Origin of the sequence: Methylobacterium marchantiae (assembly GCF_042679825.1) — a bacterium.
Classification (GTDB): domain Bacteria; phylum Pseudomonadota; class Alphaproteobacteria; order Rhizobiales; family Beijerinckiaceae; genus Methylobacterium; species Methylobacterium marchantiae.
Window position 1 is genome coordinate 38,856 of sequence record NZ_JBHTND010000001.1, and the last position, 12,992, is coordinate 51,847.

At 66.7% G+C, this 12,992-nt stretch carries 15 protein-coding genes; 7 read left to right on the plus strand and 8 right to left on the minus strand.

All coding sequences use genetic code 11. The features are described from left to right. Nucleotides 1–30: 30 nt before the first annotated feature. From ACFQ4G_RS00190 to ACFQ4G_RS00200, 3 genes are all read right to left on the minus strand, one after another. On the minus strand, nt 31–708 hold the full coding sequence (locus ACFQ4G_RS00190; protein WP_238207932.1) for a carbonic anhydrase: 678 nt from the start codon (nt 706–708) through the stop codon (nt 31–33). 97 nt (nt 709–805) lie between these two features. Next, the gene (locus ACFQ4G_RS00195) at nt 806–1,330 is read right to left on the minus strand and encodes an NUDIX hydrolase (RefSeq protein WP_238207930.1); all 525 of its coding nucleotides are present in this window, start codon (nt 1,328–1,330) and stop codon (nt 806–808) included. A gap of 51 nt (nt 1,331–1,381) precedes the next feature. Beyond that, the gene (locus ACFQ4G_RS00200) at nt 1,382–2,134 is read right to left on the minus strand and encodes a DUF429 domain-containing protein (protein WP_238207928.1); all 753 of its coding nucleotides are present in this window, start codon (nt 2,132–2,134) and stop codon (nt 1,382–1,384) included. Between the two features lie 90 nt (nt 2,135–2,224). Here ACFQ4G_RS00200 and ACFQ4G_RS00205 point away from each other — a divergent pair, with 90 nt between their 5' ends. The 3 genes from ACFQ4G_RS00205 to ACFQ4G_RS00215 all read left to right on the plus strand — a co-directional run bounded on the left by ACFQ4G_RS00205 (nt 2,225) and on the right by ACFQ4G_RS00215 (nt 3,962). Further along, entirely contained in the window at nt 2,225–2,623 is a 399-nt protein-coding gene (locus ACFQ4G_RS00205) for a DUF3775 domain-containing protein (RefSeq protein ID WP_238207926.1), read from the plus strand. Between the two features lie 211 nt (nt 2,624–2,834). After that, nucleotides 2,835–3,512, plus strand: coding sequence for a transglutaminase-like cysteine peptidase (locus ACFQ4G_RS00210; protein ID WP_238207924.1), 678 nt, complete (start codon nt 2,835–2,837; stop codon nt 3,510–3,512). 108 nt (nt 3,513–3,620) lie between these two features. Next, nucleotides 3,621–3,962: a hypothetical protein gene (locus ACFQ4G_RS00215; RefSeq protein ID WP_238207921.1), complete on the plus strand. Its 342-nt coding sequence runs from the start codon at nt 3,621–3,623 to the stop codon at nt 3,960–3,962. A gap of 7 nt (nt 3,963–3,969) precedes the next feature. Here the strand turns inward: ACFQ4G_RS00215 and ACFQ4G_RS00220 are convergent, their stop codons facing one another. After that, nucleotides 3,970–6,222: a putative bifunctional diguanylate cyclase/phosphodiesterase gene (locus ACFQ4G_RS00220; protein ID WP_238207919.1), complete on the minus strand. Its 2,253-nt coding sequence runs from the start codon at nt 6,220–6,222 to the stop codon at nt 3,970–3,972. Nucleotides 6,223–6,745: 523 nt separating this feature from the next. Here ACFQ4G_RS00220 and ACFQ4G_RS00225 point away from each other — a divergent pair. The 4 genes from ACFQ4G_RS00225 to ACFQ4G_RS00240 all read left to right on the plus strand — a co-directional run bounded on the left by ACFQ4G_RS00225 (nt 6,746) and on the right by ACFQ4G_RS00240 (nt 9,738). After that, complete coding sequence (locus ACFQ4G_RS00225; RefSeq protein ID WP_238207918.1) at nt 6,746–6,961, plus strand: hypothetical protein; 216 nt, start codon at nt 6,746–6,748, stop codon at nt 6,959–6,961. Between the two features lie 106 nt (nt 6,962–7,067). Beyond that, nucleotides 7,068–7,955 carry an HpcH/HpaI aldolase/citrate lyase family protein gene (locus ACFQ4G_RS00230; RefSeq protein ID WP_238207916.1) on the plus strand — a complete coding sequence of 296 codons (888 nt, stop codon included), beginning with the start codon at nt 7,068–7,070 and terminating at the stop codon, nt 7,953–7,955. Beyond that, nucleotides 7,952–8,473, plus strand: coding sequence for a dUTP diphosphatase (gene dut / locus ACFQ4G_RS00235; protein WP_238207914.1), 522 nt, complete (start codon nt 7,952–7,954; stop codon nt 8,471–8,473). The genes ACFQ4G_RS00230 and dut overlap by 4 nt, the downstream gene beginning before the upstream one ends. 197 nt (nt 8,474–8,670) lie before the next feature. Next, complete coding sequence (locus ACFQ4G_RS00240) at nt 8,671–9,738, plus strand: HD-GYP domain-containing protein (protein WP_238207912.1); 1,068 nt, start codon at nt 8,671–8,673, stop codon at nt 9,736–9,738. A 13-nt stretch (nt 9,739–9,751) separates the two neighbouring features. Here ACFQ4G_RS00240 and fabI read toward each other — a convergent pair whose 3' ends face one another. The 4 genes from fabI to fabA all read right to left on the minus strand — a co-directional run bounded on the left by fabI (nt 9,752) and on the right by fabA (nt 12,872). Beyond that, nucleotides 9,752–10,579 (minus strand): enoyl-ACP reductase FabI, encoded by an 828-nt coding sequence (gene fabI / locus ACFQ4G_RS00245; protein ID WP_238207910.1) that lies wholly within the window; start codon nt 10,577–10,579, stop codon nt 9,752–9,754. A 154-nt stretch (nt 10,580–10,733) separates the two neighbouring features. Beyond that, nucleotides 10,734–10,856, minus strand: coding sequence for a hypothetical protein (locus ACFQ4G_RS00250; RefSeq protein ID WP_379039455.1), 123 nt, complete (start codon nt 10,854–10,856; stop codon nt 10,734–10,736). Between the two features lie 111 nt (nt 10,857–10,967). After that, nucleotides 10,968–12,194: a beta-ketoacyl-ACP synthase I gene (gene fabB / locus ACFQ4G_RS00255; protein WP_238207908.1), complete on the minus strand. Its 1,227-nt coding sequence runs from the start codon at nt 12,192–12,194 to the stop codon at nt 10,968–10,970. 120 nt (nt 12,195–12,314) lie between these two features. Then, nucleotides 12,315–12,872 carry a 3-hydroxyacyl-[acyl-carrier-protein] dehydratase FabA gene (gene fabA, locus ACFQ4G_RS00260; RefSeq protein WP_238207906.1) on the minus strand — a complete coding sequence of 186 codons (558 nt, stop codon included), beginning with the start codon at nt 12,870–12,872 and terminating at the stop codon, nt 12,315–12,317. Nucleotides 12,873–12,992 lie beyond the last annotated feature (120 nt).

The following is a 12,992-nucleotide window of genomic DNA, read 5'->3' on the forward strand; positions in this document are numbered from 1 at the left end:
TATCCGATGAGAATACGGGGCTCCGTTCGATCAGACTTCGGCGCTGTGCATCAGGGAGGCCGGGGTCATCGCCTTGCCGCCACCATCGACTGCGGGCTCGAAATCTCCCGTTTCGGAATTACGCAGCAGGAGTTCGCCATGGGCGATGCCGAAATGCGCGCCGTGGAGGGACAGACGCCCGCTGGCGACCCGCTCGCGGATGAACGGGAACGTCATCAGGTTCTCGAGGCTCTGCGCCACGGTGGCGTATTCGAGGCGCGTCAGGTGATCCGGCCCCTTCTGAACCTTCAGCTTTTCCTCGGCGCCCTTCACCAGGGACACCCACTTGCCGATGAAGTCGCTCTGAGACAGAGGCCCCGGTGGGTTGGCGTAGGCCTTGATGCCACCGCAGGTCGCGTGACCGAGCACGACGATGTGCTTCACCTCGAGCGCCTGGACGGCGAATTCGATGGCCGCGGAAGTACCGTGATACTCGCCACCCTCCTCGAACGGAGGGACGAGGTTGGCGACGTTGCGGACGATGAAGAGCTCGCCCGGTCCGGTATCGAAGATCACTTCGGGCGAAACGCGGCTGTCGCAGCAGCCGATCAGAAGGACTTCCGGGCTCTGGCCCTCGGCCAAGGCGGCGTAGCGCTTGGCCTCATCGGTGAGTCGCCCGTTGATGAACGACCGATACCCTGACGTCAGCTTATCCGGAAACGTAGCCATGCCTTCTCCTTCGTTGTTGCGTAGCGGTCTCGACCGCCCCGTTCTCGATGATTGCGGCCCGCGCCGTTCCGGCCCGATACCAGGCTGAATTTGGGCGTCAGGCGCCCGCCCGATGCCACGATAGGTTAACGGGCGAGGCGGGCAGATCATCACCGACAATCCGCCGCACCAGGCTCACGAGCCCAGCCGGCTCGATCCGTTCGCCGCCCGTTTCCAATTCGTCGACTGTCCACCAGCGCGTACCGAGGACCTTGCTGTCCTCGGTCTCGGCGAGGCGGCTCGTATCCACCCGGTCGTCGGGCAGACGAACCACGAAGTAGCGCTCGCGCGCATCGCGTGGGGTTGGGAACAGGAAGAACGGACCGTCGCAGGCACCCACCTGAGGTCCTATCTCGGCATCGAAAACCCCGATCTCTTCTCCGAGTTCCCTGCGGCACGCCTCGACATGGCTCTCGCCGGGCTCCAATCCGCCTCCTGGCATGAACCAGAACGTCCGTGCGTCGGGGTTCGAAGGATCGATCGGGCGCTCGGCCTCGTAGGCGATCAGCAGCAGCCGGTCCTGCGGATCGAATACCAGGGCGCGGGCGATGTGGCGCAGGGGCGGCGTGTCGGAGGCTGCCATGAAAGGATGCTCAGCTGTCTCGGCGGTCGCAAGCTCGACCATGACAACGCTCTAGCAGGGAAAAGGACCACCGCCAGCCGGCGCCCAGATCACGATGGGCAGGCCATGGCTGTCTCTTCCCGGAGGATCGGGCATCGGGACGGCGCTGCCGAGCACGATGTCCCGGGCGACGACCAGGGCGGCGAGAGCGTCGAGGTGATCGTCGGCGCCGACGCCGCGCGGCCTTCCTTCATCCACGAGGGAGGAGGGGAGGCCGGTATCCCGCAGGAGCGCCCGGCGCTCCGCAAGGCCCTCCTGCCGCCCCGGTCCCTTCTTCGGGAAGGCCAGCGGCCGGTCGCCGTTGAGGCGACGGAAGGCGACTTCGGGATGGACCTCGTATACCCGCTCGCGAAGCGGCGGCCGCGAGAGCAGCAGGTCGTCGACCTCACGGATGTAGCGCGTTATGTTCCAGCACTGGATTGAGGGCGCGAAGGGCGGCGCGCTGGCCGCGCGCGAGAGCGCCTTCGCCTCCTCGTAGCTCCCGGCATGAATCGCCGCGCGGGGCGGCACCGGAAACACGCTGGACCGTCCTCCTGCGAGATAGGCCCTGGCCGCGCGGTCGGCGACGCGGCCGCTGCCCTCGACGCGGTCGGGCAGGCCGATCGGGACGTCGATGCCGACGCAGACCGGCGCCTCCGGCCCGTCGAGGAGATCGGCGACGCGTGCGAACAGCGCGGCCCGGTATCGGCCCGGATCGTCGAGATCGAGCAGGGTTCCCGCCCAGGCGCCCCGGCAGCCGTCGAGCCCGGCGATCCAGCGCGTCATGCGAAGCCCGCGAACCGCGGCGGTCCTGGCGGGTTGACGCTGCTCGAGGATGGTCGCCCCCGGCGGCCCTCGCCATACCAGGATCGCCTCATGGATATCGCCGTCGACAAGGTCACCGAGATCATTCTCCGCCTCCGGGCGTTCGACGTGAAGGAGGGACCGACGGACCCCGATTCAGGGTCCAACGCCATCGATGATGGTGCCACGGACGTGCTTACCTCCGGTACCGACGATGCCACGGAATCGGAGATCCGGTCGATGATCGGCGGTCTCAACGACGATGAGCGGGCCAATCTCCTCGCCCTCTTCTATGTCGGACGCGGCGATATGAGCGCGGAGGAATGGAGCGAGGCCGTACGCTTCGCCCGCGAGAGGGAGGCGGCCGGAGACGGCGCCGCACGCGAGATCATGGGCTCGCCCCTCGCCGGCGACCTTCTGGCGGAGGGGCTCGAGGCCCTCGGGATCAGCCAGGACATCACCGAAGCATAGGATCCCGGGACGATGCCCGTACTGGTGCGCCGCCTGCCGCCATGTGACCGCATCGGTTCGAACCCCATCGACGGCCCCTGCCGAACCTCAGCCCGACACGGCGTCATGCACAGCAGTTCACAGCGTTAACCTTTTCTTAACCCGGCGATTGCCGGTCGACCGTGGCCGTGAGACTTTCGTTAACAACAGATTAACGGGACGAGCGGCGGCCATGCGGATCGCGATTTCGAAGCTCCAGAATGCAGTGAACGCCCTCGGGCGCTCCGCCGGACGTCTCGGCCTCCTCTCCGGCCTGGCGCTCGCCTCCCTCGTCGGCGCCGCGAACGGTGCCGGCGCCCAGACCCTCGCCTCGCTGCCGAGCGTGGCGGGCACCATCGCGGTCTCCGGTGCGGCCCGCCCCATCACAGCCTGGGTCGCTTTCTGCGAATCCTATGTCGCCGAATGCGCGGTCGATCTCAGCGAGCCCGCCACGATCACCCTGACCCCCGCCATCTGGAATACGATCGTCGCGGTGAACCGCCGGGTGAACAAGTCCCTCCGGGCCGTCACCGACATGGACCAGCTCGGCGTGGCCGACCGCTGGGACCTCGCAGAATCCGGCGCCGGCGATTGCGAGGATTTCCAGCTTCTGAAGCGCAAGCTCCTCGCCGATGCCGGCCTGCCGCGCCGGGCCATGCGGATGACCGTCGTCATCGACGAGAAGGGGGAGGGCCATGCCGTCCTGACCCTGATCACCAACCGCGGCGACCTGATCCTCGACAACAAGACCAGCAGCGTGCTGCCCTGGCGCCAGACCGGCTACACCTTCATCAAGCGCGAGAGCCAGGATGCCGTCGCCTGGGTGTCCCTCGGCCGCGCCACCTCTCCGGTGACGACCGCCAATCGCTGAACGGCGCCGATCGTCGCCCGTCCCTGTTCGGGATCGGTTCAAAAGCTTTGCGTTAGCGGCTCGTTAAGCTTGGGCGAGCGAGGGTGACCCGGTTCGGGAACCTTCCTCATGACGAAGCTGAGCCGCCTTTCCGTCGCTTTCCTTCTGGCTGCGATGATGCCGTCCGCCATCGTTCGGACCTCGGCCCAGGAGCTCGATGTCGGTGGCCTGCATTCGGCCTGGCGCGGATGCCTCGATCGGAACTTCGGATTGCAGGCAGTCCTGACGAGCCGAACTTCGGCCGCCGAATCCGCGCTGAGATCCTGCCGCGGAGCAGAGGGCGCCTATCTCGCTGCCCTGGCGACCTCTCCCCTCGTCGATGGCGAGGATGTGGCCCGTGTCCGCCCGGCCCTGATCCAGCGCGCGAAGGGCTGGCTTCTCCAGAAGGCGAGCGCGACGCGCCCGCTCTGACGGCCCCTCACGCCGCCTTCTCGCTACGCCTGCCCATGTCCGGCACGGAAGAGATCAGCGCGGCCAGCGCATCGGCGGGCATGGCTCGTCCGTAGCGATAGCCTTGACCCTCGCGGCAGCCCATCATGCGCAGCATGGTGTCCTGCTCGGCCGTCTCGATCCCCTCGGCGATGACGTCGAGACCGAAGCTCTGCGCCATGCCGAGCACGGCCCGGACGATCTCCGCGTCATGGCGGTCGGTGAGGATGTCGCGTACGAAGCTGCGATCGATCTTCAGGCGCGACAGCGGAAAGCGCTTGAGCGAGCTCAGCGACGCGTAGCCGGTGCCGAAATCGTCGAAGGCGATGGACACACCGTGCCGGTGGAGTTCGCGCAGCGGGTCGAGCAGCGTGTCGTCGGCCTGGAGGGCGATCCGTTCGGTCACCTCGATCTCCAGCAGGTGCGGCGGCACGGCGTGACGCGCCAGCGAGGCGAGAACCTCGGCCGCGAGCGTCCCGTTCCTGAGATGGGACCCGAACAGGTTGACGGCCAGACGCAGGGGCGGGAGGCCGGCCGCCTGCCAGAGTGCGGATTGACGGCAGACATCCTCCACGATCCACTGTCCGACGGACGTGGCGAGCGGATGGGCTTCGAGAGCGTCGATGAAGGCCACGGGCATGAGGAGGCCGCGGGCGGGATGCTGCCACCGCAGCAAGGCTTCCGCACCGATGATCCGCCCCGAGGCGAGCTCGACCTGAGGCTGGTAGTGCAGGACCAGTTCGGCGTTCTGCACGGCGCGGGTCAGCTCGTCGTGGAGGGCCCGCCTCGCGACGACGGCGCTGCGCATGGGCTGTTCGAACAGGCGCAGGCAGCGTCGCCCGTCCCGCTTGGCCTGATAGAGGGCGAGGTCGGCATCGGCGATCAACTCGTCGCCGGCGGTGCCGGGGCCACCGATCGCCGCACCGATACTGAGGCCGACATGGAAGATGTGGCCCGCCACCGGGAACGGTGTCTGGAAGGCAGTGAGGATCGTCGCCGCGCAGGCGGCGGCTTTACGCGGGTCGGCCTCGCCCTGCAGGAGGATCGCGAATTCATCGCCTCCGAACCGCGCGACGGTGGCATCGGGCGTGACGCAGGACGACAGCCGGACCGCGACCGCCTGGAGCAGGGAATCTCCGGTGGCGTGCCCGAGGCTGTCGTTGACTTCCTTGAAACCGTCGAGATCGAGCAGCATCACCGTGGCGCGCCGGTCCGTCTCCAGGCTCGCGTCGAGCCGTTCGTCGAAATGGGCGCGGTTGGTGAGGCCGGTCAGCTTGTCGTGGTGAGCCAGTTGCACCAGCTTGGCGTCACGAGCGCGCCATTCGCTGATGTCGCGGATGATCGCGCCCATCCCGATTCCGCCCGTGCCGATCCCGTCGGCCTCCTGCCAGAGCGACATCGAGAACTCGATGGGGAACGTCCGCCCGTCTCTGTGCAGCGCCGTCAGTTCGATCGTGCGGCCGGCGAGATGCGAGACTCCTCCCGCGACGATCCGGGCCAAGCCCGCGCGGTGGGCGGCTCGGAGCGGTTCGGGGATGATGATCTCGATGCGCTGGCCGAGCATCTCGCCGGCGCTATAGCCGAACAGGATCTCGGCCGAGGGGTTGCAGAAGGAGATCGCGCCGGCGCCGTCCACGGCGAGGAACGCATATTCGGCGGCTTTGGCAAAACCGATCGCCGCAGCGTCGACCGAAGCCGAATGGCGGGTCTGCAGCCGGTCCATGACGAGGTCGGCGAAGGCTGCGAGCTGGTGGCTTCGGGCCTCGCAGAAATCGGCATGCGGCACCGTATCGAGCACACAGAGCGTGCCGATCGCATGTCCCTCGCCGGTGAGGAGAGGCGCGCCGGCATAGAAGCGGACATCCGGCAGGTGGGGCAGAAGCCGCCTATCGCGAAGGGACGAGTCGTCATCGTTCGCGACCACGACCTCGGATGTCGCGATCACGCCTTCGCAGGGCAGGCCGAGCCGGGGCAGGCGGTGCGGAACGACGCCGATCCGAGCCACGAGCCAGGAAAATTCGTCGTCCACGAGGGAGATCCATGCCATCGGCATCCCGAAGCTCGTCGCGGTCAACCCGACGATGCGGTCGAGCCCCGGATCCGAACCCGCCCCGATCATGCGGTAGGAGCGCAAGGCGGCGAGACGTCGATCTTCCTTGCCCGCGCATTCTCGATCGTCGATTTCGGCGGGTGCCTTTGGCGGAGCAAGCATGGAATCGGCACCGGTCCAGAGCAGTCTCATCGATGATCGTAATATAAAATGCTAACAGACTGTGCCTCGTGCTCCGAAGTATCGCTTCCCGATCCATGCCATACGCCCTGTCTTCATCGCATCGACGCGGCTGGATCTCCATCGTCGGAATAATGATCCCCGCACCCGCATGATCGAAGATTGGTTCGGTTGCAGACAGGCGATCGGGGGATGACCTGGAAAATCTGGAGCATACTGCAGTCTCCTTGGAGCCGCGGCCGCGCAATCTGATCCCGAACCGCCATGCATTTGTTTCGCATCGATAATTTCCGAAGAGCGGTGCCCGCTTTCTCGGGCCGCTACGGCTGGCGTCACGGCATCGAGCCCGTGTGAGGGTGCGACCCGAAGGAATCGCCGGCGTGCCCTACTCTCGCGTGGGTTGAAACCGATAAAATGCTAGAAATTCCGTTAAAGGCGATTAACCACCTTATGTAATCAGTGAAAACCTAATGCTTGTTGCCGAATTGATGTGGAAATACAGTTCACTTACATCGCTCTCCAGCGGAGGCAAATCATGACGCATTCGATCTACGTGAGGAAAATCGTCGAGGGTAGCGAAACTTCGTGGAAGACTCTCGCTCATGCGATCCAGACTCGAACTGAGGCCGTGCTTCTCGCGCGAAGACTGGCGTCGTCCTATCCGGAATCGGGTGCAAATCCGTTCAAGCGGGTCTTCTGGTTTCGCGACCGGACCGGCCTGCACGAAATCTGCGCGGCACCCGAACGCTGACGCTGCTGCCATGGTGCCGGCGGTCGGAGCTTGAAACGAAAGGGGGGTGGCAGTATCGCCGGCCGGAAGGTGCACGAAGCCACGGCTTCAGGGAGACCGGCGCGTCATGACAGAGATCCGTCCGCGTCGCAGCGTTCTCGCCATGCCCGGCTCGAATCCACGGGTGCTGGAGAAGGCGCGCGGCCTGCCCAACGACGTGGTGATGATCGACCTCGAGGACGGCGTCGCGCCGGACATGAAGGCGGAGGGGCGGGAAGCCGTCGCCGCGATGGTAGCGTCTCGCCCCTACGGACGACGCGAGGTCGTCGTCCGCATCAACGGCCTCGATACTCCGTGGGGCGAGGCCGATCTCGCCGGCATCGCACCGGCGGGGCCGGACGCGATCGTGATCCCCAAGGTCTCCGGCCCCGATGCCCTGGTCTCGGTCGGCTCGCGGCTGCGCCGGCTCGGCGCGCCTGACCATACCCGCGTCTGGGCGATGATCGAGACGCCGCTCGCGATCCTCCATATCGCCGAGATCGCCAGTGCCGCCCGCGATGTGGACACCCGCCTGGCGTGCCTCCTGGTCGGACCGAACGATCTCGCCAAGACCAGCCGGGTCCGTCTCGGAGTGCCCGGGCGCCCCGCCCTGATGCCCTGGCTGATGAACGTGGTGATGGCCGCCCGTGCCTACGAGATCGACGTGATCGACGGCATCTACAACGCCTTCCGCGACGAGAGCGGCTTCAGGGCCGAGTGCGAACAGGGCCGCGACAGCGGCTTCGACGGCAAGATGCTGATCCATCCGGGCCAGATCGCCACCGCCAACGAACTCTTCGGCCCCTCCGAGGCGGAGATCGAGGAGGCGCGGGCGATCATCGCCGTCTTCACCGAGCCGGAGAACCGGTCCCGCGGTGCCATCGCCTTCCGAGGCCGGATGATCGAACGGCTTCATGCGGTGGAGGCGTCCCGGATCGTCGCGCTCGCCGATGCCATTGCGGCACGGTCGGCGTGAGCGCGGGGCCCGAGGTCGACTCTCCAAGGATCGACGCCCCCGAAATCGACCTTCGCATCCGCGATCCGCGGTTGAGGGAATGGGGCTTCCCGCGCTGGGGGTCCGCGGCGGCGGCGGGCCTGGATCTCCATGCCTGCCTCGACGAGCCTCTGATCCTGAAGGCCCAGGCCCCCGCCATCCTGATCCCGGCGGGGTTCAGCGTGCTGATCGGCGATCCGGACTGGTGCGGCCTTATCTTCCCGCGTTCCGGACTCGGGCATCGCGACGGCCTCGTCCTGGGAAACGGCGTCGGTGTCATCGATGCGGATTACGAGGGGCCGCTCATGATCTCGGCCTGGAACCGAAATGCGGACCCGGCGGCCACGATAGAAATCCGCCCCGGCGACAGGATCGCGCAACTCGTCTTCACCCGGGTGACGCGGCCCGCCTTCACCATCGTCGACGCCCTCGATCCCGAGGAGCCGGCTCCGCAGTCGGGACGCGGGCAGGGCGGTTTCGGCTCGACCGGCCGACGCTAGGCCCGAATCCGGGGGAGCTGATGGCCTGAAGCGGCATCAGACCGGGTGTACGGCCTCGATTTCGCTTGATGGACACCGTGCCGGGCGCGCGGGCGATGGAACTCCTTGCTTTCACGGTCTAGCTTGCGTGCTTCGCCGCCTTCCGGATCGTCCGGAAGCCCCGGCGGCTTTGCGATGTCCGGAGAGACCGCGTCCCGATGCCCGCCGCGCCCGTATCCGCAGAACTCGCCTCGGCTCTCGTCGCTATCGTCTGTAACGCGACGCCGGCCCGTCTCGTCCTGAACCTGAGGGGGCTCGATTGCGCCATCCGGCTGGTCACCGGGGCGCAGGCCGCGGCGAGCGACGAGCTCTTCAAGCCGGCGGACCTCATCATCGTCATGCATGCGCCGGATGACGGGATCGACGCGCTCACGGCGATCCGCGCCCTACGCAGCCACCCCCGTCATGCCCGCACGGCGATTCTCGTCCTCGGCCCCTCCGCCGCCCTGCGTCCGGCATCCATCGAGGCGGGCGCCACCGACGTCATGATCGATCCCCTCGATCCCCTCGATCTGCAGATCCGGGTGCGCAACCTCGTCGAACTCGCTCTGGCGCGGCAACGCGTCGATCGACAATCGGACGGGATGGATCCGGAGACCGACCGCGCCGGTGTGGATGCGGCCCTCAGGGAGCGCGAGATCATCCGCCGTCTGATGCTGGCCGCCGAGTTTCGTGACGATCAGGCGGGGGATCACCTGACGCGGGTCGCGGGGTGCGCCATCGCCATCGCCGAGGGGCTCGGTCTGTCGGAGGCCGATGCCAACGATATCGCCCTCGCCTCGACGATGCACGATATCGGCAAGATCAGCATTCCCGACAGCATCCTGATGAAGCCGGGCCCCCTGAGCGAAAGCGAGCGCGAGGAGATGAAGCTGCATGCGGTTCGCGGCTACCACGTGCTCCACGACAGTCCATCGCACCTGCTGCGCCTCGCCTCCGATATCGCCCTGACCCATCACGAGCGTTGGGATGGCGGCGGGTATCCGCAGGGCCTCAGCACGACGCAGATCCCCCTCGCCGGACGCATCGTCGCCGTTGCCGACGTGTTCGATGCCCTGATCTCCGAGCGGGTCTACAAGAAGGCCTGGACGCCCGAAGCCGCGCGCCGGCACCTCGAGGAGCATGCCGGCACGCATTTCGATCCGGCCTGCGTCGCCGCCTTCCTGTCGCGCTGGGACGACATTCTCGGGCTCGTCGAGTCCGGCCCGCCCGAGCGGGCAGCCTGAAACCTTCGCGGGATCAGGTATCGGCGACGCCGGCCTCGTCCTGTGCCTGGAGCACGTCCGGCCGCGGCATCGAGATGATGTTGTAGCCGGAATCGACGAAATGGACTTCGCCGGTGACGCCGCCGGACAGGTCTGAGAGCAGGTAGACCGCCGAGCCGCCCACCTCTTCGAGGGTCACGGTGCGGCGCAGGGGGGCGTGCGCCCGCTGGTGGTTGAACATCAGCCGGGCATCGGCGATGCCGGCGCCGGCCAGGGTCCGCATTGGGCCGGCCGAGAGGGCGTTCACGCGGATTCCCTCCGGGCCGAGATCGCCGGCGAGGTAGCGCACGGACGCTTCGAGCGCCGCCTTGGCGACACCCATGACGTTGTAGTTCGGCATGATCCGAGTCGAGCCGCCATAGGTCAGCGTCAGCATCGAACCGCCGTTGCGCATGCGCTTGGCCGCGCGCTGCGCGATCTCGGTGAAGGAGAAGCACGAGATCACCATGGTCCGCGAGAAATTCTCCCGGCTGGTCACATCGACGTAGCGGCCCTTGAGCTGTGCCTTGTCCGAGAACCCGATGGCGTGGACGACGAAATCGATCCCGTCCGTGAAACGCTCGTCCAGGGTCGCGAACAGGGCGTCGACGCTGGCGATGTCTTCCACGTCACAGGGGATGACGACGTCGGATCCGAGCGAGGCGGCGAGCGGCTTGACGCGGCGGCCCAGGGCCTCGCCCTGATAGGTGAAGGCCAGTTCCGCACCATGGGCACGAAGGCTTTTGGCGATGCCCCAGGCAATGGAGTGATCGTTGGCGACACCCAGGATCAGGCCGCGCTTGCCTGCCATCAAACCCGTCATGCGTTTCCCCGCGTCCATCTCGCCGAAGTCTCGGACAATTCCGGCTGTTGTGAAGACGCTTAGCGCGGGCGCGGACAGACTGTCCAATCGGGCCGGGAAGATGGACGAAAGATGGACGTCCAAGCTTGGCTAGCAGGTCGGTCGCCAGAGATGGTCAGAAGTAGCCGCGCGTCTCGTCGAGGGCCGAGTCGACGAGAGATTGTTTGGCATAGATGCAGGCGGTGGCCGCAACACCGACGCCGCCGATCGCGCCCAGGGAAATCAGGATCGTCACCATCGCATCCTCGCCGGCTTCTCTCCACGAAACGCGAGGTTGAATCCGCGGTTCCGGGAAAAAGGCCGACGGCACGCCAGTATGGCCGAAGTACAGGTCGGCGAGCGTGGCCGTTCAGGCGTCGATGTGCTTCAGAACCAGCGTCGCGTTGGTTCCACCGAAACCGAACGAGTTCGACAGGACATGGCCTAGTGTGGCATTGTCGCGGCGCTGCCGCAGGATCGGCATGTCGGCGAAGGCCGGGTCGAGCTCGTCGATATGCGCGCTCTCGCAGATGAAGCCGTTCTGCATCATCAGGAGCGAGTAGATCGCCTCCTGCACGCCGGTCGCCCCGAGGGAATGGCCGGTCAGCGACTTCGTGCCCGAGATCGGCGGGCAATCGTCGCCGCGGCCGAAGACCTCGCGGATCGCCTCGATCTCCTTGAGGTCGCCCACTGGCGTCGCGGTAGCATGCGGGTTGATGTAGTCGATCCTGGCGCCCTTCAGCCCTTCGATCGCCTGGCGCATGCAGCGCACCGCACCTTCGCCGGAGGGAGCGACCATGTCGTGGCCGTCGGAGGTGGCACCGTAGCCGGCGATCTCGCCGTAGATCCGGGCACCGCGCGCCTTGGCGTGCTCCAATTCCTCGAGCACGAGGACGCCGGCGCCGCCGGCGATCACGAACCCGTCGCGGTTGAGGTCGTAGGCACGCGAGGCGCGGGCGGGCGTATCGTTGTAGCGCGAGGACATGGCACCCATCGCGTCGAACAGGACCGAGAGCGTCCAGTCGAGATCCTCGCAACCGCCGGCGAAGATGATGTCCTGGCGTCCGCCCTGGATGACTTCCGCCGCATTGCCGATGCAATGGTTGGAGGTCGCGCAGGCCGAGGAGATCGAATAGTTCACGCCCTTGATCTTGAACCATGTCGCCAGCGTCGCCGACGCGGTCGAGGACATGGCCTTGGGCACCGCGAAGGGGCCGACGCGCTTGGGGCCCTTCTCAAGAGCGATGTTCGCTGATTCGACGATGGATTTCGTCGAGGGGCCGCCGGATCCCATGATGATCCCGGTGCGGTCGTTCGAGACGTCGCCGGCCTCGAGACCGGCATCGCGGATCGCCTGATCCATGGCGATATGATTCCAGGCGGTGCCCCCGCCATGGAAACGCATGGCGCGTCGGTCGACGACACCCTCGGGATCGAGGCTCGGACGTCCCTCGACCTGACTGCGGAAACCGTGTTCTGCATAGGAGGCCGAATGGCCGATGCCGGATTTCGCCTCGCGCAAGGAGGCGAGGACTTCCTGGGTGTTGTTGCCGATGGACGAGACGATACCCATCCCGGTGATGACGACACGCCGCATGGAAACGCTCTTCTCTTTCGCCGAAGCGCGATCGCGCCGACGCCTGTCAGGTAGGACGATGTCGAGGCAATCTCAACCACCGGAATGCCGGTGGCTTCCGAGATGCCTTCGCCGAAGTGGCTAGCTTTGGGCCTGGAACAGGGCGACCCGCAGGTCCTTGGCATCGTAGATTCTGGCGCCGTCCGCTTCCAGCCAGCCATCGGCGATGCCGAGGACGAGCTTGCCCTGGCGGACGCGCTTGATGTCGATGCCGTAGACGACCTTGCTGACGGTCGGGAGGACCTGATCGCTGAACTTGACCTCGCCGACCCCGAGCGCCCGGCCGCGGCCCGGAGCGCCGAGCCAGCCGAGATGGAAGCCGACGAGCTGCCACAAGGCGTCGAGACCGAGGCAGCCGGGCATCACCGGATCGTTCTTGAAATGACAACCGAAGAACCAGAGGTCCGGCCGCACGTCGAACTCCGCCAGCACGTGACCTTTGCCGTAGGCGCCGCCCTCGGTCCCGATCGAGGTGATGCGGTCGAACATCAGCATCGGAGGCAGGGGAAGCTGGGCGTTGCCAGCGCCGAACAGCTCGCCACGGCCGCAGGCCAGCAACTCCTCATGGGAGTAATGGGAGGCGCGGGCAACGGTCTGGTCTGAACCGGCGGGGACGTGCGATTCGGATTCGGAAGACATGATCGGTGTGTCGGTCCTTGGTGGAGGGCGCAGTCGGAACGCCGGACATCGCCCCGGAACGCCGCAGCGACCGTGACGCCCAAAGGTCACGGCCCGTGCGAGCCCGCGAGCGGCGCTTCG